The following is a 19,625-nucleotide window of genomic DNA, read 5'->3' on the forward strand; positions in this document are numbered from 1 at the left end:
ACACAGTGAGTGTGACGGCAGCAAAGGGATTCACGGCGGCGGGCATCGCCGCCGGGATCAAGGAGAACGGCAACCCCGACCTGGCCCTCGTGGTCAACAACGGCCCCCGGCGCGCCGCCGCCGGCGTCTTCACCTCCAACCGCGTCAAGGCCGCGCCCGTGCTCTGGTCCGAACAGGTCCTCAAGAGCGGGCAGCTGTCCGCGGTCGTCCTCAACTCCGGCGGCGCCAACGCCTGCACCGGACCCAAGGGTTTCCAGGACACCCACGCCACCGCCGAGAAGGCCGCTGAGCTGCTGGGCGTCGGCGCGGGCGAGGTGGCCGTCTGTTCCACCGGCCTCATCGGCGTCCTGCTGCCCATGGACAAGCTGCTCCCGGGCGTCGGGGCCGCCGTCGCCCAGCTCTCGGAGCACGGCGGCGAGAAGGCCGCCATCGCCATCAAGACCACGGACACCGTCCACAAGACGTCCGTCGTGTCCGGGGGAGGCTGGACCGTCGGCGGCATGGCCAAGGGCGCGGGCATGCTCGCCCCCGGCCTCGCCACCATGCTCGTCGTCCTCACCACCGACGCCGACGTCGACAGCGAGACCCTGGACCGGGCGCTCCGCGCCGCCACCCGGGTCACCTTCGACCGCGTCGACTCCGACGGCTGCATGTCCACCAACGACACCGTGCTGCTGCTCGCCTCCGGCGCCTCCGGCGTCACCCCGGAGCACGATGACTTCGCCGAAGCCGTACGGGCCGTCTGCGACGACCTCGGCCAGCAGCTCATCCGCGACGCCGAGGGCGCCAGCAAGGACATCAGGGTCGAGGTGGTGGGCGCCGCGAGCGAGGACGACGCCGTCGAGGTGGGCCGTTCCATCGCCCGCAACAACCTCCTGAAGTGCGCCATCCACGGCGAGGACCCCAACTGGGGCCGCGTCCTCTCCGCCATCGGCACCACGAAGGCCGCCTTCGAGCCCGACCGGCTCAACGTCGCCATCAACGGCGTCTGGGTGTGCAAGAACGGCGGCGTCGGCGAGGACCGCGACCAGGTCGACATGCGCTACCGCGAGGTGCACATCGTCGCCGACCTGGCCGCCGGCGACGCCACCGCCACCATCTGGACCAACGACCTCACCGCCGACTACGTCCACGAGAACAGCGCCTATTCCTCATGACCGTCACCCGTAAGCACACCGCGCTGCCCAAGGCGCAGATCCTCATCGAGGCGCTGCCCTGGCTGACCCGGCACCACGGCAGGACCGTCGTCATCAAGTTCGGCGGCAACGCCATGGTCGACGAGGACCTGAAGGCCGCGTTCGCCCAGGACGTCGTCTTCCTGCGGCACGCCGGGCTGAAACCCGTCGTCGTGCACGGCGGCGGCCCGCAGATCAGCCGCGCGCTCGAGACCCACGGCATCGTCAGCGAGTTCAAGGCCGGCCTGCGCGTCACCACCGAGGACGCCATGGACGTCGTGCGCATGGTGCTCGCCGGACAGGTCCAGCGGGAGCTGGTCGGACTGCTCAACCGGCACGGCCCGCTCGCCGTCGGCCTCACCGGCGAGGACGCGCACACCCTCACCGCCACCAAGCACCGGCCCCGGATCGACGGAGAAGCGGTCGACATCGGGCGGGTGGGCGAGATCACCGAGATCGACACGGGCGCGATCGAGGCCCTGCTCGCCGACGGCCGCATACCGGTCGTCTCGTCGATCGCCCGCAGCCAGGACGACCACCATGTCTACAACGTCAATGCTGATACGGCGGCTGCGGCACTCGCTGCTGCTCTGGGCGCCGAAACCCTCATGGTCCTCACGGACGTCGAAGGCCTCTACGAGGACTGGCCCCACAGCGACGAGGTGATCAGCCGTCTCACCGCGTCCCAGCTCGAGAAGCTCCTGCCGGAGCTGTCCTCGGGCATGGTGCCCAAGATGGAGGGCTGCCTGCACGCCGTGCGCAACGGCGTGACCACCGCCCGCGTCATCGACGGCCGGGTCCAGCACTCGATCCTGCTGGAGATCTTCACGGACGAGGGCATCGGCACCATGGTCGTGCCCGACGAACAGGGGGAGTCGTGAGCAACGCGGAACTGACCGCCCGCTGGCAGGGCGCGCTGATGAACAATTACGGCACGCCCCGCCTCCCCCTCGTGCGCGGCGAGGGCCAGCGGCTCTGGGACGCCGACGGCACGGAGTACCTCGACTTCGTCGGGGGCATCGCGACCAACGCCCTCGGCCACGCCCACCCGGCGGTCGTCGAGGCCGTCACCCGGCAGATCTCCTCCCTCGGCCACATCTCCAACCTCTTCCTCGCCGAGCCGACCGTGGCCCTGGCCGAGCGGCTGCTGCAGCTCTTCGGCCGGGACGGCAGGATCTTCTTCTGCAACTCCGGGGCCGAGGCCAACGAGGCCGCCTTCAAGATCGGCCGGCTCACCGGCCGCACCCACGTCGTCGCGACGGAGGGCGCCTTCCACGGCCGCACCATGGGCGCCCTGGCGCTCACCGGGCAGGCCGGCAAACGGGAGCCGTTCCTGCCGCTGCCCGGCGACGTCACCCACGTGCCGTTCGGGGACGCCCAGGCGCTGGACGCGGCCGTCACCGAGGACACGGCCCTGGTCATCCTCGAACCCGTCCAGGGCGAACTGGGCGTCGTGGTCCCGCCCGCCGGCTACCTCAAGGCGGCCCGCGCCATCACGGCCGCCAAGGGCGCGCTGCTCGTGCTCGACGAGGTGCAGACCGGCGTGGGCCGGACCGGCGACTGGTTCGCGTACCAGGCCCACGAGGGCGTGCTGCCGGACGTCGTCACCCTCGCCAAGCAGCTCGGCGGCGGACTGCCGCTCGGCGCCACCGTCGCCTTCGGCCGCGCGGCCCAGCTGCTCCAGCCCGGCCACCACGGCACGACCTTCGGCGGCAACCCGGTCGCCTGCGCCGCCGGACTCGCGGTGCTCGACACCATCGCCGGCGAGGGACTGCTGGAGAACGCCAAGCGCCAGGGCGAGAAGCTCCGCCAGGGGATCGAGGGCCTCGGGCACGCCTTGATCGACCACGTCCGGGGAGCGGGCCTGCTCCTGGGTATCGTGCTCACCGAGCCGCTCGCGCCCCAGGCGCAACAGGCGGCTCAGGACGCCGGGTTCCTCGTGAACGCCGCCGCCCCCGACGTCGTACGGCTGATGCCGCCGCTGAACCTCGGGGACGACGCGGTGGCCGCGTTCCTCGGGGCGCTGCCCGGCATCCTGGACGCCGCCGGACGCGCGGACGGGGAAGGACGAGCCGGGGAATGAGACGACGATGAGCCAGCAGGATCAGGGGCGTACGGCCGGACAGGCGGAGCAGGGCGGTCAGGCCGGGCCCGCCGTGCCGCAGACCCGTACCGCGCGCCACCGCCGGATCGTGGACATCCTCAACCGGCAGCCGGTGCGGTCCCAGAGCCAGCTCGCGAAGCTGCTCGCCGACGACGGACTGAGCGTCACCCAGGCGACGCTCTCCCGCGACCTCGACGAGCTGAACGCGGTGAAGATCCGCAACAACGACGGGGATCTGATCTACGCGGTGCCGAGCGAGGGGGGTTTTCGCACGCCGCGCGCGCCCTTGGGGGAGTCCGCCAAGGAGGAGCGGATGCGGCGGCTCTCGCAGGAGCTGCTGATCTCCGCGGAGGCTTCCGCGAACCTGGTCGTGCTGCGGACGCCTCCGGGGGCCGCGCAGTTCCTCGCGTCCGCGATCGACCAGGCCGAGCTGCACGACATCCTCGGCACCATCGCCGGGGACGACACGTTGTTGCTGATCAGCAGGGAACCCACGGGTGGGCAGGCGCTCGCCGACCACATGCTGCGGCTGGCTCAGAACGGGCAGTGAGGGGACGCTTCGGCCCGCTGCCGGGCGCGGGTCCGCGGGGACCGGTCACACGGTTCCCGCGCCCCTCGCGGGGCGCTGGTCAGCCCAGCCAGTCGGCGAGGTTGCCGGTGCAGCGGACCTCGTCGCCCGTGGTGATCAGGAGGCCCTCCGTGTCGGGCAGGGAGTCCAGCCAGCGCAGGCCCTCCCTGGAACCCATCGCGAAGGCCGCCGTGGCCCAGCAGTCCGCCCAGGTCAGACGGGGGGTGACCACCGTCACCGCGACCAGGTCGGTCACCGCGGAGCGGCCCGTGCGCGGGTCCACGATGTGGGCGCCGCGCTCCGCGGTCCCGGACGTCGCCACCGCCAGCTCCCGCGCCCCGGCCGCGGAGACCACCGCGGCGAGGCCGCCCGGACGCAGCGGGTCCGCCACCCCGACCCGCCAGGGCCGGCCCGCACCGGGTGAGCCGAGCAGCTGGACGTCGCCGCCGCCGTTGACGCTCACCCCCGAGGCCCCCGCCGCCAGGAGCTGCCGCGCCGCGCGCTCGGTGGCCCAGCCCTTGACGATCCCGGTCGGGTCGAGCCGCCCCCGGTACCGCGTGCTGAACCAGCCCTCGCTGGTCCGTTCCGCCTCCGCGGCCAGCTCCAGCACCTCCGCGACCTCGGGACCGCAGGCGCCGGTGTCCAGCTCGCCGCGCGCCAGCCGGGAGATCCGGCTGTCCTCGCGGTAGGTGCTGAAGACCTCGTCGACCCGGCGCAGTCCGGCCGCGGCCGCCTCCAGCGCCGCGCGTACCGCGCCGGGTTCCCCGCCGCGGACGTCGAGGGAGAAGACGGTCCCCATCGTCTCCACCACCTGACGCACCGCGGCGGGCGCCTCAACGGGTCCCGTCACCGCGTCAGCCACCGGCCTTGTCCAGGGCCGACTGGAGGGACTCCTGGTAACCGGCGCTGGTGTAGGTGGCGCCCGACACGGCGTCGATGTCCGCGCTGCGGGCCGCCATCGCCGCCTGGTTGAGCTTGGGCACGGCGGTGGAGGTGATCTGGTCGCTCCGGCCGCCCTGGGGGGCCTGGACCGCTTCGGCCTCGGTGATCCTGCCGCCGCTGACGGTGATCCGCACCTGCACCGGACCGTACCGGGTCCGCGCGACGTCACCGGTGACGGTCCGCGCCGGGGCGGCGTCACCGCCTCCCGTGCCGGCCGGCGCGGCGGCGCGCGCCTTGTCCAGGGCCGACTGGAGGGACCGCTGGTAGCCGGCGCTGGTGTACGTGGCGCCCGAGACGGCGTCGATGTCCGCGCTGCCGGCCGCCACCGCCGCCTGGTTGAGCTTGGGCACGGCGGTGGAGGTGATCTGGTCGCTCCGGCCGCCCTGGGGGGCCTGGACGGCTTCGGCCTCGGTGATCCTGCCACCGCTGACGGTGATCCGCACCTGCACCGGACCGTACCGGGTCCGCACCGCGTCACCGGTGACCGTGCCGTCCCCGATGGGCCGGGCGCCGCCCTGCACGGACTCCGCCGCGGGCGGGGCGCCGCCCGCCGCCGCGGCCGGCCCCGGGTCGGACGCGGGTTTCAGCGACAGCAGCAGCACGATCCCGGAGACGGTGGCGGCGGTCGCCAGAACGGCACGCCGGACGGGGTGACTCTTCCTCATCGCTTCTCAGGCTCCTGACGGGTAACGGGCGACCGGGGCCGACGGCCCGCCGCTCACATCTCGAACGACTCGTGGTGGATACGGCGCGCGGGGACCCCCGCGTCGCGCAGGGCCGCGTACACCTGCTGGGCGAATCCGGGCGGCCCGCACATGAAGACGTCGTGGCGGTCGATGTCCGGGATCTTGCGCCGCAGGCTCTCCGCCGAGATGTCCGGACGCTCCCCGCCGGGGCTGTTCACCGCGTACATCAGCCGGGCGCCCCGCTCGTCGGCGATCTTCGCCAGCTCGCCCCACAGCGCCAGGTCCTGCGTGCTGTTGGCCCGGTACAGCAGGGTGATGTCCCCGGAGGCGCCGGGCAGCGTCTCGAACAGGGCGCGCATCGGGGTGATGCCCACCCCGCCCGCGACCAGCAGCACCTTGCCGCGGCTGCGGCGCTGCGCGGTCAGCGCCCCGTACGGGCCCTCCGCCCACACCCGGGTGCCGGGCTCCAGCTCGCGCAGCCGGGAGCTGTGGTCGCCGACCGCCTTGACGGTGATCCGCAGCATGTCCGGGCGGGGCGCCGCGGACAGCGAGTACGGGTGGGAGCTGAACCGCATCCCGGGCGCCAGGAACCGCCAGCGGAAGAACTGCCCGGCCTCCGCGCCCATCCGGTGCAGCCTGCGCCCGCCGATCAGCACCGACACGACGCCCGGCGTCTCCTCGACGACCGCCTGGACCCGCATCCGGTGCCGCAGGTTCAGCTGGATCGGGGTGATGATCCGGTACCACAGGACCAGCACGGTCACGGCGCCGTAGAGCCCGTACCAGAAGGTCTTCGCGGACGGGGTGACGGCGAACTCGTTGCCGGTGGTGATCTGGTGCCAGAACGTCAGGAACACCGCCGCGTACGTCAGCAGGTGCACGTGGTACCAGCCGTCGTACGGCAGCCGGCGCCGGACCGGGCCGGCCGACAGCAGGGCGATCACGAACAGCAGACCGGTGCCGAGGGCGGCCTTGCCCATGTCCGGCAGCGTGTCGACGGAGGTGATCGTCTGCGTCACGATGCCGGTGAGGGTCCGGCCGGCCTGCCGGGCGTAGCCCCACATGATCAGGAAGACGTGGGCGATCACCAGGCTGACGGTGTAGCGGCCGCTCATCGCGTGCCAGCGGGCGACCCGGTCCGAGCCCACCCGCCGTTCCAGTGCGGGCACCCGCGCCATCTGCAGCACGACCAGGGCCATCAGGTACCCGGCGAGCAGGCCGGTGATCCGGCCGGCGGCGATGATCCTCCCGGTGGTGTCCGCGATGGACGGTGTGCTGGTCCACCACAGCCACAGCACGGCCACCGCGCCCGCGGCCACGGCGAGCAGCAGCGGCACGGCGGGGGAGCGGCGCGGACGGATGCGGCGCATCGTCTGGCGGCGGGCGGCACGGCCGCCGGCGAGCGTGGTGGTCACGGTTCCTCCGTGGGACTCGGCCCTTGGCCCTCACATACGTGCCGCCACGCCGAGGTGTTCAGCGGGAACCGTGGATTCGCCGCCCGTTTCGGCGGCGGGTGGTCGCGGCACGCCCGCCGGTCGCGAGGCGCGGGGCCCGCGCGGGGGAGGCCCGGCGCGGGATCTTCCGCGTCGCGCTCTTCGGCACGGACACGCACCGGGCGGTGGTGGGTGAGGTCCGCCACCAGGGCGTGGGCGTGCCCCGGTAGGTGATCAGGCGCGCGGCCCGGCCGGCTCACATGCCGGACGGGGGCAGCGGCAACGGCAGCCCGGGAAGCCCGTCCAGGCTGGTCGCGACGTGCTCCTTCCTGGTGAAGTACGCGTCGAGGGAGGCGTCGTCCTCCCTGGCGAACCGCTTCTCGTGCAGGTCCCGTTCGCCCTCGTACGCCAGGAAGGGCACGGCGTACCCGCAGGTGTCGCGGATCAGCTCGGCCCGCACGACGACGATCGCGCGCAGGCCGTGGGTCCACGGGTCGATGGTGGGGAAGCGGGCGAGCAGTTCCGTGAACCGCGGGTCGTCACGGAACACGGGCTCCCCGCGGCCGTGCACGCGCACGATGGTCGGCGGCCCCTGGAAGGCGCACCACATCAGGGTGATCCGGCCGTTCTCGCGGAGGTGGGCGATGGTCTCGGCGTTGGATCCCGCGAAGTCGAGGTAGGCGACGGTGAGGTCGTCGAGGACCGCGAAGGATCCCTTGAGCCCCTTGGGGGAGAGGTTGACCGTGCCGTCGGCGGACAGGGGGGCGGTGGCGGTGAAGAAGACGGGCTGCTCCTCGATGAAGGTGCGGAGCCGCCCGTCGATGCGCTCATACGTTTTTCCCATGTCCACCGATTATCCGGGCAGATCTTTCGCCTGTCTAAGCATTTGACGACCCTCGGCCCGAGGAGCGAAGGAGCGGAGGGGCGGAAAGGGCTGTGGCCGCCCCGGCCGGCGCGTACGCGGGGCGGCCGCAGCGTCTGTGTTCGGTGAGTCGTACGCGCCGGCGGTCTCCCGCGTTCACCTTCCGTGCGGAAGGGCCGCCGCGGAGTCCCGGCGGGCCCCTGCGAACAGGCGGATTGACGAATCATGCGGACTACTGCATACTCATGCATATCAGCGAATGCACTGTGAGGAGAAACCCGTGACCGAGCGCGTCGTACTCGCCTACTCTGGCGGTCTGGACACCTCCGTCGCCATCGGCTGGATCGCCGAGGAGACGGGCGCCGAGGTCATCGCCGTTGCGGTCGACGTCGGCCAGGGTGGCGAGGACCTGGACGTCATCCGCAAGCGCGCGCTCGCCTGCGGTGCCGTCGAGGCCGAGGTCGCGGACGCCAAGGACGAGTTCGCCGAGGAGTACTGCCTCCCGGCGATCAAGGCCAACGCCCTCTACATGGACCGCTACCCGCTGGTCTCCGCGCTGTCCCGGCCGACGATCGTCAAGCACCTCGTCGCCGCCGCCCAGAAGCACGGCGCCACCACCGTCGCCCACGGCTGCACCGGCAAGGGCAACGACCAGGTCCGCTTCGAGGCCGGCATCGTCGCCCTCGCCCCCGACCTGAAGTGCATCGCCCCGGTCCGCGACTACGCGATGACCCGCGACAAGGCCATCGCCTTCTGCGAGGCCAAGGGCCTGCCGATCGCCACCACCAAGAAGTCCCCGTACTCCATCGACCAGAACGTCTTCGGACGCGCCGTCGAGACCGGCTTCCTCGAAGACATCTGGAACGCGCCCATCGAGGACGTCTACGAGTACACCCAGAACCCGGCCGTGACCCGGGAGCCCGACGAGGTGATCATCACCTTCAAGGAGGGCGTCCCGGTCGCCGTCGACGGCAGGCCCGTCACCGTCCTCCAGGCGATCCAGCAGCTCAACGAGCGCGCCGGCGCCCACGGCGTGGGCCGGATCGACATGGTCGAGGACCGCCTCGTCGGCATCAAGTCCCGCGAGGTCTACGAGGCCCCCGGCGCGATCGCCCTGATCACCGCCCACCAGGAGCTGGAGAACGTCACGGTCGAGCGCGAGCTGGCCCGCTACAAGCGGCAGGTCGAGCAGCGCTGGGGCGAGCTGGTCTACGACGGCCAGTGGTTCTCCCCGCTGAAGCGCGCCCTCGACGGCTTCATCGCCGAGGCCAACCAGCACGTCAACGGCGACATCCGGATGACCCTGCACGGCGGCCGCGCCGTCGTCACCGGCCGGCGCTCGGAGTCGTCGCTGTACGACTTCAACCTGGCCACCTACGACACCGGCGACACCTTCGACCAGGCCGCGGCCAAGGGCTTCATCGACATCTACAGCCTGTCGTCGAAGATCGCGGCCAAGCGCGACCTCGCCTGAGCGCGCGGCGCCTGACGACCCCTCACACGCACTGGCCCGACAGCCGCCTCCCCACACGCCCGTGGGGAGGCGGCGCCACATCCGGAACCCTCGAGGAGCACGCAAGTGAGCAGCAACAGCGGTGACGTCCGGCTCTGGGGCGGCCGTTTCGCCGACGGCCCCGCCGAGGCCCTGGCGAAGCTGTCCGCGTCCGTCCACTTCGACTGGCGGCTCGCCCCCTACGACATCGCCGGCTCCCGCGCCCACGCGCGCGTGCTGCACACGGCGGGCCTGCTCACCGAGGACGAGCTGACCCGCATGCTCGAGGGCCTCGACCGGCTCGAGGCCGACGTCGCCTCCGGCGCCTTCACCGGCACCATCGCCGACGAGGACGTCCACACCGCCCTCGAGCGCGGCCTGCTGGAGCGGCTCGGCCCCGACCTCGGCGGCAAGCTGCGCGCCGGACGGTCCCGCAACGACCAGGTCGCCACCCTCTTCCGGATGTACCTGCGCGACCACGCCCGGACGATCGGCGGTCTCGTCGCCGACCTCCAGGACGCGCTGATCGGGCTCGCCGAGGCCCACCCGGACGTGGCGATGCCCGGCCGCACCCACCTCCAGCACGCCCAGCCGGTGCTCTTCGCCCACCACGTCCTCGCCCACGTCCAGTCCCTCTCCCGGGACGCCGAGCGGCTGCGCCAGTGGGACGAGCGCACCGCCGTCTCCCCCTACGGCTCGGGCGCCCTCGCGGGCTCCTCCCTCGGCCTGGACCCCGAGGCGGTCGCCAAGGACCTCGGCTTCGAGCACGGCAGCGCCGCCAACTCCATCGACGGCACGGCCTCCCGGGACTTCGTCGCCGAGTTCGCCTTCATCACCGCGATGATCGGTGTGAACGTCTCCCGGATCGCCGAGGAGGTCATCATCTGGAACACGAAGGAGTTCTCCTTCGTGACCCTGCACGACGCCTTCTCCACGGGCTCGTCGATCATGCCGCAGAAGAAGAACCCGGACATCGCCGAGCTGGCGCGCGGCAAGTCCGGCCGCCTGATCGGCAACCTCACCGGCCTGATGGCCACCCTCAAGGCCCTCCCGCTCGCGTACAACCGCGACCTCCAGGAGGACAAGGAGCCGGTCTTCGACTCCATCGACCAGCTCGAGATCCTGCTGCCCGCCTTCACCGGGATGATGGCCACCCTCACCGTGCACCGCGAGCGCATGGAGGAACTGGCCCCGGCCGGTTTCTCCCTCGCCACCGACATCGCCGAGTGGCTGGTCCGGCAGGGTGTGCCCTTCCGGGTCGCGCACGAGGTCGCCGGCGAGTGCGTCAAGGTCGCCGAGGCGGAGGGCAAGGAGCTGGACGAGCTGACCGACGAGCAGTTCGCGAAGATCTCCGCCCACCTCACCCCGGAGGTCCGCACGGTCCTCGACGTCCCCGGCGCCCTGGCCTCCCGCAACGGCCGAGGCGGCACGGCCCCCAGCGCGGTGGCGGTCCAGCTGGCGGAGGTGAAGGAGAACGTGGCCCTCCAGCACGAGTGGGCCACGGCGAAGAAGCGGTAGAGCAGCTTCCGCGGGGGCGCGGGGAACGGCGGGCCCGGCCACGACGGCGCCGCACGTGCCGACGCCCTCAGGGCGCGGGGAACGGCGCGCCCGGTCGCCGTGCCGCCGCCCCCGCCGTGCCACGGAGACCCCCTCCAGGGGCGCGGGGAACTGCGCGAACACCCCCGGCACACCCGCACCCGCCCCCGCACAGCCGCTCCCGCCGCAAGGCGTGGCGAAGCCGCATCCCGGGTTACGTTGGCACAGCCACACCGCAGCCGACCGACGGAGCCGAGATGCCCTTCGCCCGCCTGGCCACCGCCACCACCCCCACCGCCCACCTCGGCCTCGGCCTCGCCGCGGTCGGCCGCCCCGGCTACATCACCCTCGGCCGGGAGGCCGACCTCGGCGACGACCGCAGCGTCGAAACCCTCCGCACCCGCACCCACGAACTCCTCGACGCCGCCTACGCCCAAGGCGTGCGCTACATCGACGCGGCCCGCTCCTACGGCCGCAGCGAGGAGTTCCTCGCGGACTGGCTGAGGAGCCGCCCCGACGCCGCCGACGTGGTGGTCGGCAGCAAGTGGGGCTACACCTACACCGCCGGCTGGACCACCGACGCCGAGCACCACGAGGTCAAGGACCACTCCCTCGCCGCGTACGAGCGCCAGCGCGCCGAGTCCGACGCGGTCCTCGGCGACCGTCTCGACCTCTACCAGATCCACTCGGTCACCCCGGACAGCCCGGCCCTCACCGACAAGGACCTGCACGCCCGGCTCGCCGAGGCGGTGGCGCAGGGCCTCACCGTCGGCTTCTCCACCAGCGGCCCCCGCCAGGCGGACGCCGTCCGCGCGGCCCTCGCCGTCACCGTCGACGGCGCACCCCTCTTCCGCACGGTGCAGTCCACCTACAACATCCTGGAGACCTCCGCCGGCCCCGCGCTGGCCGAGGCCCACGACGCCGGACTCACGGTGATCGTCAAGGAGGGCATGGCCAACGGCCGCCTGGCCGGACCGCACGCCCCCGAGCCGCTGCGCGCCGTCGCCGAGGAGACGGGCCTCGGCTGTGACGCGGTCGCCCTCGCCGCCGTCCTGCGCCGGCCGTGGGCGGGCGTCGTCCTGTCCGGCGCGGCGACGGTCGTCCAGCTCGCCTCCAACCTGCACGCCGCGGCCGTCGACCTCACCGACGACCAGCTCGCCCGCCTGGCCCCGCTGGCCGAGAACCCCGAGGCGTACTGGCAGCACCGCGGCAGCCTGCCCTGGCACTGAGCCTCATCCCGCGTGACGTCGTGATCGTGAGACGTCCATACCTCTAGTGAGACATAAGCGTCTCACATGCGGTACCGTCGTCTCATGGCTGTCGACCGAGACCACGTGCTGCGCAGCGCCGCCGCACTGCTGGCCCGTAGATCCACCGCGACCATGGACGAGGTCGCCAAGGCGGCCGGGATCAGCCGCGCCACCCTGCACCGGCAGTTCGCCGGCCGGGACGCGCTGGTCCGCGCCCTCGAGGCACTGGGCATCGCCGAGTGCGAGGCCGCCCTCACCGCCGCCCGCATCGACGAGGGGCCCGCCACCGACGCCGTGCGGCGCCTGGTCGCCGAGATCGAACCGCAGGCGGGCCTGCTCGCCTTCCTCTACTCCGAGAACGAGCTGTTCGAGGGCGAGGAGCAGAACGAGGGCTGGGCCAGGATCGACGAGAGCATCGCGGACCTGTTCCGGCGCGGTCAGTCGAGCGGCGAGTTCCGCATCGACCTCACCCCGGCCTGGCTCACCGAGGCCCTCTACGGCCTGCTCGCCTCCGCCGCCTGGGCGGTCGCCGAGGGCAGGGTCGCCCCCAAGGACTTCACCCACATGATCGTCGAGCTGCTGCTCGGCGGCGTACGACGCCCGCAGGAACCGGCGACGCCGGAAGCACCGGCGGCCAGGAAGGAATCATGACCAGCGCCATACGGCCGCAGACCCCGGCCGAGGAGGGGCGCCGCCCCGGCCGCTGGCTCGCCCTGTCGGTCCTCGTGCTCGCCGTCCTGCTGGTGGCCGTCGACGCGACCGTCCTCGGCCTCGCCACCCCCTACATCAGCGAGGACCTCGCGCCCACCGGCTCCCAGCTGCTGTGGATCGGCGACGTCTACTCGTTCGTGCTCGCCGGACTCCTCGTGTCGATGGGCAGCCTGGGCGACCGCATCGGCCGCAAGCGGATCCTGCTGTACGGCGCCGCCGCGTTCGGCGTGGTCTCCGTGCTCAACGCCTACGCGCACACGCCCGAGGTGATGATCGCGGCGCGTGCCCTGCTCGGCGTCGCCGGGGCCACGCTGATGCCGGCCACCCTCGCCCTGATCCGCAACCTCTTCCACGACCCGCGCGAGCGCAGCCTCGCCATCGGCGTCTGGGGCGCGACCGCCTCCGCGGGCACGGCGGTCGGCCCGATCCTCGGCGGGCTGCTGCTCGAACACTTCTGGTGGGGTTCGGTCTTCCTGATCAACCTGCCGGTCATGGCGGTCCTCGTGGTCGTCGGCATCAAGCTGCTGCCGGAGTCCCGCACGCCGGAGCCCGGCCCGTGGGACCTGACGAGCGTGGCCCTGTCGCTGGCCGGCATGATCGGCGTGGTCTACGCGGTGAAGGAGACCGCGAGCCACGGGTTCGGCGCGTCCGCCCCGGCCGTGGGTCTGCTGGGCGCGGCGGCCCTGTACCTGTTCGTCCGCCGCCAGTTCGTCCTTCCGAAGCCCCTCCTGGACATGCGGCTGTTCCGCAGCCGGGGGTTCAGCGGCGCGGTGCTGGCCGACCTGCTGACCGTCCTCGGCCTGTCCGGACTCGTCTTCTTCCTCTCCCAGTACTTCCAACTGGTCCAGGGACGGCGCCCGTTCGAGGCCGGACTCGCGGAACTCCCCGCCGCGATCGGCGCGGTGGCGGCCGGCCTGATCGCCGGCCGGACCGCCCGCCGCTTCTCGGTGCGCTCGGTCGTCGCCGGGGGGCTGGCGGCCATCGGCCTGTCCCTGGCCGCCCTCACCGTCATCGGCCAGTCCACCGGCTACCCCCTGCTCGGGGCGGCCCTGCTGGTGGTCGGCGCGGGCGCGGGCTTCTCGTTCACGGTGACCGCGGACGTGATCCTCTCCAGCGTCCCGAAGGAACAGGCCGGCGCGGCCTCCGCCGTCTCCGAGACGGCGTACGAGCTGGGCGCGGCCCTGGGCATCGCCGTACTCGGCTCCATCGTCACCGGCGTCTACCGCGACTTCCCCGCCCCACCGGGCACCCCGGCAGCCGCCCACGAGTCCCTGGGCAGCGCGGTGGAAGCGGCGACCCACATGCCCGCTGCCACCGCGGGGCCCATGCTCGACGCGGCCCGCGAGGCCTTCGTGAACGGCCTCACCCTGGCGGCGGGAGCAGGAGCGGCGATCCTCCTGTCAGCCTCGGCGGCGGCGTGGCTGATGCTGAAGAACCAGCAGCTGGACAATTCCTGAAGGGGCGCGGGGAACCGCGCGGCAAGCCCCCGCTCACCCGCGGAAAACTCCGAAACGCGACGGGAGCCGGCGGAGAGACTCCGCCGGCTCCCGCCGGAAAGGAACGTCGGCCCCGCCGAAAACTACGCCGCTTCCTTCGCCTTGCTCGCGTACATGTCCACGTACTCCTGTCCCGACAGCCGCATGACCTCCGCCATCACCGAGTCGGTGACCGCCCGCAGCACGTACCGGTCGCGGTCCATGCCCTCGTAGCGGGAGAACTCCATCGCCTCGCCGAACCGCACGGTGACCCGCCCCGGCCGGGGCAGACCCGCGCCGCCCGGCTGCAGCTTGTCCGTGCCGATCATGGCGAACGGGACCACCGGCGCGCCGGTCATCAGCGTGAGCCGGGCGATGCCGGTGCGGCCGCGGTACAGACGGCCGTCGGGGGAGCGGGTGCCCTCCGGGTAGATCCCGAAGACGTTGCCCTCCTCCAGCACCCGGCGCCCGGTCATCAGCGCGGCCACCCCGCCCCGGCCGCCGTCGCGGTCGACGGGGATCATGCCGACGCCGGTGAAGAACCACGCCATCAGCCGCCCCTTGAGGCCCTTGCCGGTGACGTACTCGTCCTTGCCGATGAAGAAGACCTGCCGGTCGCAGACGAGCGGCAGGATCATCGAGTCGATGAACGTGAGATGGTTGCCGGCCAGGATCACCGGACCGTCGCCCGGGATGTGCTCCGCGCCCTCCACCCGTGGGCGGAACATCAGGCGCATGATCGGACCGAGCACTGCCTTGATGAGCGCGAAGCGGGACAACGGGCCCTCCGGTGGGAAGCGGACGTCGACGAATGCGGTATGAGTCTGTGCAGGTGAGGACATTACTCGCGGTCCGGGGAGTCGCGCACGTCGGGCACGTGGCAGGCGACCGAGGTCTTACGGTCTCTTGACCCGGGTTCACCTGCGCGGCCGCGTCCGCGGCCGGCACGCGGCACGGCCGTCACGCTGTGACGGAACTCGCCCGGTCCCGTGCTCCGCCCGGGTACCCCCGCTCCGCCGGAACGAACCGGACGCGCCGTCACATCGCCGCCGGAACACGGCAGACGCACGTCGTCCGCAGGAGGGGCGTACGTCATGCGACACCACCCGTGTGTTCGGCTCACGGTCTCCCGTGCGTCAACCACGCGCACCTACGATCGGCCCGCACCGGACGAGCCGACACAGGAGGCGTTCATGGCGACACGGGAGTCGAACGAGCAGGCGAGCGGGACCGGCCGGCGGGCCCTGCTCGGGGCGGCGGTCCTCGGCGCGGGCGGGACCGTCCTCGGACTGGGCGGCACGGCCCGGGCGGCCCAGGGCGCCGGGCACGGACGCGGCCGGGGTCTGGGCAGCCTGCCCGTGCCGACGATCATCGGCCACCGGGGCGCCAGCGGCTACCGGCCCGAGCACACCCTCGGCTCGTACCAGCTCGCCCTCGACATGGGCGCGGACATCGTCGAGGCCGGCGACCTCGTCCCCACCAAGGACGGTCACCTCGTCTGCCGGCACGAGCCGGAGATCGGCGGCACCACCGACGTCGCCGACCACCCCGAGTTCGCCGGCCGCCGCACCACCAAGACGCTGGACGGCGTCCGGGTCACCGGCTGGTTCACCGAGGACTTCACGCTCGCCGAGCTGAAGCGGCTGCGCGCCGTGGAGCGCATCCCGGCCAACCGCCCGCACAACACGCTGTACGACGGCCGCTGGGAGATCCCCACCTTCGAGGAGGTGCTGCGCTGGCAGGACGAGCAGACCCGGAGGCGCGGCAAGCAGGTGTGGATCTACCCCGAGCTCAAGCACCCCACCTACTTCCGCGCGCTCGGCCTCGGCCTGGAGGAGCGGGTGGCGAGACTGCTGCGCCGGCACGGCAAGGACCGCAGGAACTCACCCGTCATCCTGCAGTCGTTCGAGCCGACGGCCGTCGAGCGGCTGAGCGGACTGGTCGGCAACCCGCTCGTCGTCCTGCTCGGCGCGGCGGGCACCCGCCCCTGGGACTTCACCGAGGCCGGCGATCCGCGCACCGTCGACGACCTGATCACGCCGAAGGGCCTGAAGGAGATCGCCTCCTACGCGCAGGGCATCGGCCCCACCCTCGACCTGGTCGTCCCGCGCGACGCGGCGGGCCGGCTCACCGAGCCCACCACCCTGGTCCGCGACGCCCACCGCGCGGGCCTGATCCTGCACCCCTACACCCTGCGCAACGAGAACCCGTTCCTGCCCGCGGAGTTCCGCAAGGGCGCCGGCCCCGACGCCTACGGCGACGTCTTCGGCGCCTACCGCGCCTACTTCGCCACCGGCATCGACGGCGTCTTCACCGACCACCCGGACACCGGCCTGCTGGCCCGCGAGGACTTCGTCAACCGCTGACCCGCCCCGCCCCGGAAGGGGTGAGGTACGGACACCCCGGGCAACCCCGCCCGGGGCGCACGGGTCGTTGCGCGTGTGAGAACCGACCCGCTCTCCGCGCACGACCCGCTCTCCGCCCACGACCTGATCGCCCTGCTCGGCCCGCTGCTCGCCGCGGAGGCCGCCGCCGAGGCGTCCGGCAGCGGCGCCGAACCGGGCGACCTGGAACAGACGGTGTGGCTCCGGCTGCTCGAGCGGCTCCGCCGCGACGGACCGCCGCGCGACCCGCCGCTGTGGCTGCGCCGGACCGTCCGCGCGGAGGCCCGCCGGATCCGCCGCACGGCCCGCCGCGAGACGGCGCTGACCCGCGAACCCGCCGACGCGGACCGGCACGACCCGGAACGGCTCGCGCTCCTCGCCGCCCACCGCCGTGCCCTGCGCGACGCCGTGCGCCGGCTCCCCGGCCGCTGCCCCGGTCTGCTCGCCGCGCTGTTGTCCCCGAGCGATCCGACCTACCGGGAAATCGCAGGGGAGTTGGGTATCTCACAGGGCAGTCTCGGCCCGGAACGTTCCAGATGCCTGGGATGTCTGCGTCGTTTACTCGCGGCGGAGGTTGCGGCGCGTTGAGGACGGGGATAGGAGTGGGGGACGACAGGTGATCAGGTGAGCGGGAGGCATGCGCACATGGGCATGAGCGTGACCATCTCTGCGGCGGCCGAGCAGGACGCGGAGCAGATCTTCAGGTTGCAGTACCTGTGCTTCCAGAGCGAAGCGGCCCTCTACGGCAACTACCGCATCGATCCCCTGGTCCAGACCCTGGACTCGGTCCGCGAAGAGGTCGTGGGGGACTGCGTGTTCGTGGCCCGCCTCGGTGACGAGATCGTCGGGTCGGTGCACGGCAGGATCACCGAGGACGGCGCCGCCGCGATCGGCAAGCTCTGCGTCCACCCCCGCCTCCAGGGCCACGGCATCGGCGCCCGGCTGCTCAAGGCGGCCGAGTCCGCCCTCGCCGGCGAGCGCGGCGCCCGCACCTTCCGGCTGCACGCCGGTCACCGCAGCGAGAGCAACCTCCGCCTCTACAGCAAGGTCGGCTACCAGCGCGTGGGCACGTCCCGCGGCACCGACGGCGTACCGATGGTCGTGCTGGAGAAGAAGGCGGAGACGTACGCGACGACCGCCTGACCGTGACGGCAGGGGCGGCCGCCCGAGGGGGGGCCGCCCGTCAGGCCGCGGGCTCCTCGGCGCGCGCCCGGCGCAGCCAGTACACGGCGGTCAGCGGCAGCAGCACCGGGATGAAGAGGTAACCCATCCCGTAGTCGGACCACACGGTCGCGTCGGGGAACGCGGACGGGTCCGCCAGCGTCCAGGTGCCGACGGTCAGCACGCCCACGAGCTCGGCGGCGCAGCACACCAGCGCCGCCCTGCGGGCCTTCTCCCCGCCGCGCACCAGCGTGTAGGTGATGAAGCCGTAGACCACGCCGGCCAGCGCGGACAGCGTGTAGGCGAGCGGCGCCCGGTCGAACTCGGTGGCGATCTGGTAGACCGAGCGCGACACGGCGCCCACCACCATCACCCCGTACAGCCAGACCAGCAGCAGTCCGGGCCCGCCGGCCAGCCGCGTCCGGTTCGGCCGCTCCTGCGTCGCGGTCACCTCAGCCTCCCCAGATGTCGAACAGCCGCACCTCGAGCACGGCCAGCACCACGCCGCTCGCGGCGACGGTCAGCGATCCCCAGCGGGTGCGCTCGCCCAGCGACAGGAAGCCCGCCGCCGGGACACAGGCGAGTGAGCCCAGCAGGTACGCCACGAAGGTCGTCGTGCCCTGCTCCGGCTTCTCGCCCCCGGCCAGCCGCACGATCCCGACCACCAGCTGCACCAGCGCCAGCAGTGTGACCACGGCCATGCCGATGAAGTGCCAGTCCTTCGTCGGCTGATCACGGTAGGCGGCCCAGCCGCACCAGGCTGCGAGCAGCAGCGCGGCGACAGCGGTCACCACGGTCAGGACATCCAGCATGGCAGGGAGCCTATTACGCCGGAAAAGCCGCCCCGACGTCGGCCCCGCGGGCGCCGTTCCCGGTCCGCGCCCACGGCCCCGTAGGGTCGATGGCATGACCATTCACGCGCGCGCCCTGCTCTTCGACAACGACGGGACCCTCGTGTCCTCCCTGGACTCCGTGAACCGCTGCTGGACGCGGTGGGCCGTGGAGCACGGGCTGACGGCCGAGGACTTCGCGCGGATCGAGCTGCACGGCCGGCCGGCCGCCGAGATAGCCGCCGACCTGCTGCCCGCCGAGGCCGTGCCGGGGGCCGTCGCGCGGATCGAGGACCTGGAGGTGGCGGACGTGGCCGACGGCGGGGTCAGCCTGCTCCCCGGGACCGGGGAGTTCCTCGCCGGTCTGCCGGCCGAGCGCTGGGCCGTGGTCACCTCCGCCACCCGGCGGCTCGCCGAGGCCCGGCTCGGGGCCGTCGGCATCCTGCCCAAGACCCTGATCGCCGCCGACGACGTCACCCGCGGCAAGCCCGACCCCGAGCCCTACCTGCTCGCCGCCCGCACCCTCGGCGTGGACCCCGCCGACTGCGTCGTCTTCGAGGACGCCCCCGCCGGACTCCAGGCCGCCCGCGCCGCGGGCATGCGGACCGTGGCCTTGGCCACAACCCACCGGGCCGGCGAGCTGACCGCCGATCTCGTCGTGGACGACCTGTCGGCCCTGTCCGCGCTGGTCACGGATGCCGGGATCGAGATCTCCGCACGGCCCTGACGTGCGGGCTCGGGTGTCCATGGCTGTCCACTATGCGGACGGCCGAGTCCGTTCAGGAGGGAACGTCTGCTTTACTGACCGCATGACCACGACGAGCGACCGCATCCCTGCGACCGAGGCGACGATGACGCCCGGTGCTCGTTGTATGTGTCTACTCCGAATGCGCGCCTTCTAGAGGGCCCCCGCACCGTCTGAGCCTCGCGCCCCGAAGCGAGATCCGGCTCGCGTCCGCCCGCGTGCCCCGCACGCGCGACCGAGCCACGCCCCGCGCACGTTCCTCCACGGCTTC

Annotated in this window: 20 protein-coding genes; 13 read left to right on the plus strand and 7 right to left on the minus strand. The window is 72.8% G+C overall.

What is annotated here, in order from left to right; genetic code table 11:
* Nucleotides 1–5 precede the first annotated feature (5 nt).
* The 4 genes from argJ to ACIQ8B_RS10985 are packed head-to-tail and all read left to right on the plus strand — an operon-like array spanning nt 6 to nt 3,829.
* Nucleotides 6–1,157 carry a bifunctional glutamate N-acetyltransferase/amino-acid acetyltransferase ArgJ gene (gene argJ, locus ACIQ8B_RS10970; RefSeq protein ID WP_403546497.1) on the plus strand — a complete coding sequence of 384 codons (1,152 nt, stop codon included), beginning with the start codon at nt 6–8 and terminating at the stop codon, nt 1,155–1,157.
* Nucleotides 1,154–2,056: an acetylglutamate kinase gene (gene argB / locus ACIQ8B_RS10975; RefSeq protein ID WP_106415058.1), complete on the plus strand. Its 903-nt coding sequence runs from the start codon at nt 1,154–1,156 to the stop codon at nt 2,054–2,056. Before argJ ends, argB begins: the two co-directional genes overlap by 4 nt.
* Nucleotides 2,053–3,258: an acetylornithine transaminase gene (locus ACIQ8B_RS10980; protein WP_403546498.1), complete on the plus strand. Its 1,206-nt coding sequence runs from the start codon at nt 2,053–2,055 to the stop codon at nt 3,256–3,258. Before argB ends, ACIQ8B_RS10980 begins: the two co-directional genes overlap by 4 nt.
* Before the next feature lie 7 nt (nt 3,259–3,265).
* The gene (locus ACIQ8B_RS10985) at nt 3,266–3,829 is read left to right on the plus strand and encodes an arginine repressor (RefSeq protein WP_106415060.1); all 564 of its coding nucleotides are present in this window, start codon (nt 3,266–3,268) and stop codon (nt 3,827–3,829) included.
* A gap of 79 nt (nt 3,830–3,908) precedes the next feature.
* Here ACIQ8B_RS10985 and ACIQ8B_RS10990 read toward each other — a convergent pair whose 3' ends face one another.
* The 4 genes from ACIQ8B_RS10990 to ACIQ8B_RS11005 form a co-directional block, all read right to left on the minus strand.
* Complete coding sequence (locus ACIQ8B_RS10990) at nt 3,909–4,646, minus strand: FAD:protein FMN transferase (RefSeq protein WP_403546575.1); 738 nt, start codon at nt 4,644–4,646, stop codon at nt 3,909–3,911.
* A gap of 55 nt (nt 4,647–4,701) precedes the next feature.
* Nucleotides 4,702–5,454 (minus strand): FMN-binding protein, encoded by a 753-nt coding sequence (locus tag ACIQ8B_RS10995; RefSeq protein ID WP_403546499.1) that lies wholly within the window; start codon nt 5,452–5,454, stop codon nt 4,702–4,704.
* 53 nt (nt 5,455–5,507) lie between these two features.
* Nucleotides 5,508–6,890, minus strand: a complete 1,383-nt coding sequence (locus ACIQ8B_RS11000) for a ferric reductase-like transmembrane domain-containing protein (protein WP_403546500.1) — start codon at nt 6,888–6,890, stop codon at nt 5,508–5,510.
* 274 nt (nt 6,891–7,164) lie between these two features.
* Nucleotides 7,165–7,752 (minus strand): pyridoxamine 5'-phosphate oxidase family protein, encoded by a 588-nt coding sequence (locus ACIQ8B_RS11005; RefSeq protein WP_290004414.1) that lies wholly within the window; start codon nt 7,750–7,752, stop codon nt 7,165–7,167.
* 298 nt (nt 7,753–8,050) lie between these two features.
* Between ACIQ8B_RS11005 and ACIQ8B_RS11010 the strand changes: the two genes are divergently transcribed.
* From ACIQ8B_RS11010 to ACIQ8B_RS11030, 5 genes are all read left to right on the plus strand, one after another.
* A complete protein-coding gene (locus tag ACIQ8B_RS11010; protein WP_290004413.1) occupies nt 8,051–9,244 on the plus strand; it encodes an argininosuccinate synthase in 1,194 nt (397 codons plus the stop codon).
* Between the two features lie 105 nt (nt 9,245–9,349).
* Entirely contained in the window at nt 9,350–10,780 is a 1,431-nt protein-coding gene (gene argH / locus ACIQ8B_RS11015; protein WP_106415062.1) for an argininosuccinate lyase, read from the plus strand.
* Between the two features lie 275 nt (nt 10,781–11,055).
* Complete coding sequence (locus ACIQ8B_RS11020) at nt 11,056–12,027, plus strand: aldo/keto reductase (RefSeq protein ID WP_403546501.1); 972 nt, start codon at nt 11,056–11,058, stop codon at nt 12,025–12,027.
* Nucleotides 12,028–12,111: 84 nt separating this feature from the next.
* Nucleotides 12,112–12,699, plus strand: coding sequence for a TetR/AcrR family transcriptional regulator (locus tag ACIQ8B_RS11025; RefSeq protein WP_290004410.1), 588 nt, complete (start codon nt 12,112–12,114; stop codon nt 12,697–12,699).
* Nucleotides 12,696–14,216 carry an MFS transporter gene (locus tag ACIQ8B_RS11030; protein ID WP_403546502.1) on the plus strand — a complete coding sequence of 507 codons (1,521 nt, stop codon included), beginning with the start codon at nt 12,696–12,698 and terminating at the stop codon, nt 14,214–14,216. Before ACIQ8B_RS11025 ends, ACIQ8B_RS11030 begins: the two co-directional genes overlap by 4 nt.
* Nucleotides 14,217–14,338: 122 nt before the next feature.
* Here the strand turns inward: ACIQ8B_RS11030 and ACIQ8B_RS11035 are convergent, their stop codons facing one another.
* Nucleotides 14,339–15,013: a 1-acyl-sn-glycerol-3-phosphate acyltransferase gene (locus ACIQ8B_RS11035; RefSeq protein ID WP_137210160.1), complete on the minus strand. Its 675-nt coding sequence runs from the start codon at nt 15,011–15,013 to the stop codon at nt 14,339–14,341.
* Between the two features lie 414 nt (nt 15,014–15,427).
* On the opposite strand from ACIQ8B_RS11035, the gene ACIQ8B_RS11040 reads away from it, so the two are divergent.
* From ACIQ8B_RS11040 to ACIQ8B_RS11050, 3 genes are all read left to right on the plus strand, one after another.
* Complete coding sequence (locus ACIQ8B_RS11040; RefSeq protein WP_290004408.1) at nt 15,428–16,600, plus strand: glycerophosphodiester phosphodiesterase; 1,173 nt, start codon at nt 15,428–15,430, stop codon at nt 16,598–16,600.
* Nucleotides 16,601–16,675: 75 nt separating this feature from the next.
* The gene (locus ACIQ8B_RS11045; RefSeq protein ID WP_290004407.1) at nt 16,676–17,206 is read left to right on the plus strand and encodes a sigma factor; all 531 of its coding nucleotides are present in this window, start codon (nt 16,676–16,678) and stop codon (nt 17,204–17,206) included.
* A 57-nt stretch (nt 17,207–17,263) separates the two neighbouring features.
* Nucleotides 17,264–17,761, plus strand: a complete 498-nt coding sequence (locus tag ACIQ8B_RS11050) for a GNAT family N-acetyltransferase (RefSeq protein WP_403546576.1) — start codon at nt 17,264–17,266, stop codon at nt 17,759–17,761.
* A gap of 40 nt (nt 17,762–17,801) precedes the next feature.
* Here the strand turns inward: ACIQ8B_RS11050 and ACIQ8B_RS11055 are convergent, their stop codons facing one another.
* Together ACIQ8B_RS11055 and ACIQ8B_RS11060 are read right to left on the minus strand one after the other, a co-directional pair.
* On the minus strand, nt 17,802–18,230 hold the full coding sequence (locus tag ACIQ8B_RS11055) for a hypothetical protein (protein WP_290004406.1): 429 nt from the start codon (nt 18,228–18,230) through the stop codon (nt 17,802–17,804).
* A gap of 1 nt (nt 18,231) precedes the next feature.
* Nucleotides 18,232–18,591: a hypothetical protein gene (locus ACIQ8B_RS11060; protein ID WP_290004405.1), complete on the minus strand. Its 360-nt coding sequence runs from the start codon at nt 18,589–18,591 to the stop codon at nt 18,232–18,234.
* A gap of 94 nt (nt 18,592–18,685) precedes the next feature.
* On the opposite strand from ACIQ8B_RS11060, the gene ACIQ8B_RS11065 reads away from it, so the two are divergent.
* Nucleotides 18,686–19,336 (plus strand): HAD family hydrolase, encoded by a 651-nt coding sequence (locus tag ACIQ8B_RS11065; RefSeq protein ID WP_290004404.1) that lies wholly within the window; start codon nt 18,686–18,688, stop codon nt 19,334–19,336.
* Nucleotides 19,337–19,625 lie beyond the last annotated feature (289 nt).

Source organism: Streptomyces sp. NPDC096105 (genome assembly GCF_044763335.1).
Classification (GTDB): Bacteria; Actinomycetota; Actinomycetes; order Streptomycetales; family Streptomycetaceae; genus Streptomyces.

Bases quoted from the DNA above. Each gene is read 5' to 3' on its own strand.
- ACIQ8B_RS11065 (WP_290004404.1), top strand. From the start codon at position 18,686: ATGACCATTCACGCGCGCGCCCTGCTCTTCGACAACGACGGGACCCTC.
- ACIQ8B_RS11040 (WP_290004408.1), top strand. From the start codon at position 15,428: ATGGCGACACGGGAGTCGAACGAGCAGGCGAGCGGGACCGGCCGGCGG.
- ACIQ8B_RS11050 (WP_403546576.1), top strand. From the start codon at position 17,264: ATGGGCATGAGCGTGACCATCTCTGCGGCGGCCGAGCAGGACGCGGAG.
- ACIQ8B_RS10985 (WP_106415060.1), top strand. From the start codon at position 3,266: ATGAGCCAGCAGGATCAGGGGCGTACGGCCGGACAGGCGGAGCAGGGC.
- ACIQ8B_RS11005 (WP_290004414.1), bottom strand. From the start codon at position 7,752: ATGGGAAAAACGTATGAGCGCATCGACGGGCGGCTCCGCACCTTCATC.
- ACIQ8B_RS10995 (WP_403546499.1), bottom strand. From the start codon at position 5,454: ATGAGGAAGAGTCACCCCGTCCGGCGTGCCGTTCTGGCGACCGCCGCC.
- ACIQ8B_RS10990 (WP_403546575.1), bottom strand. From the start codon at position 4,646: ATGGGGACCGTCTTCTCCCTCGACGTCCGCGGCGGGGAACCCGGCGCG.
- ACIQ8B_RS11020 (WP_403546501.1), top strand. From the start codon at position 11,056: ATGCCCTTCGCCCGCCTGGCCACCGCCACCACCCCCACCGCCCACCTC.
- ACIQ8B_RS11025 (WP_290004410.1), top strand. From the start codon at position 12,112: ATGGCTGTCGACCGAGACCACGTGCTGCGCAGCGCCGCCGCACTGCTG.
- argB (WP_106415058.1), top strand. From the start codon at position 1,154: ATGACCGTCACCCGTAAGCACACCGCGCTGCCCAAGGCGCAGATCCTC.
- ACIQ8B_RS11030 (WP_403546502.1), top strand. From the start codon at position 12,696: ATGACCAGCGCCATACGGCCGCAGACCCCGGCCGAGGAGGGGCGCCGC.
- ACIQ8B_RS11060 (WP_290004405.1), bottom strand. From the start codon at position 18,591: ATGCTGGATGTCCTGACCGTGGTGACCGCTGTCGCCGCGCTGCTGCTC.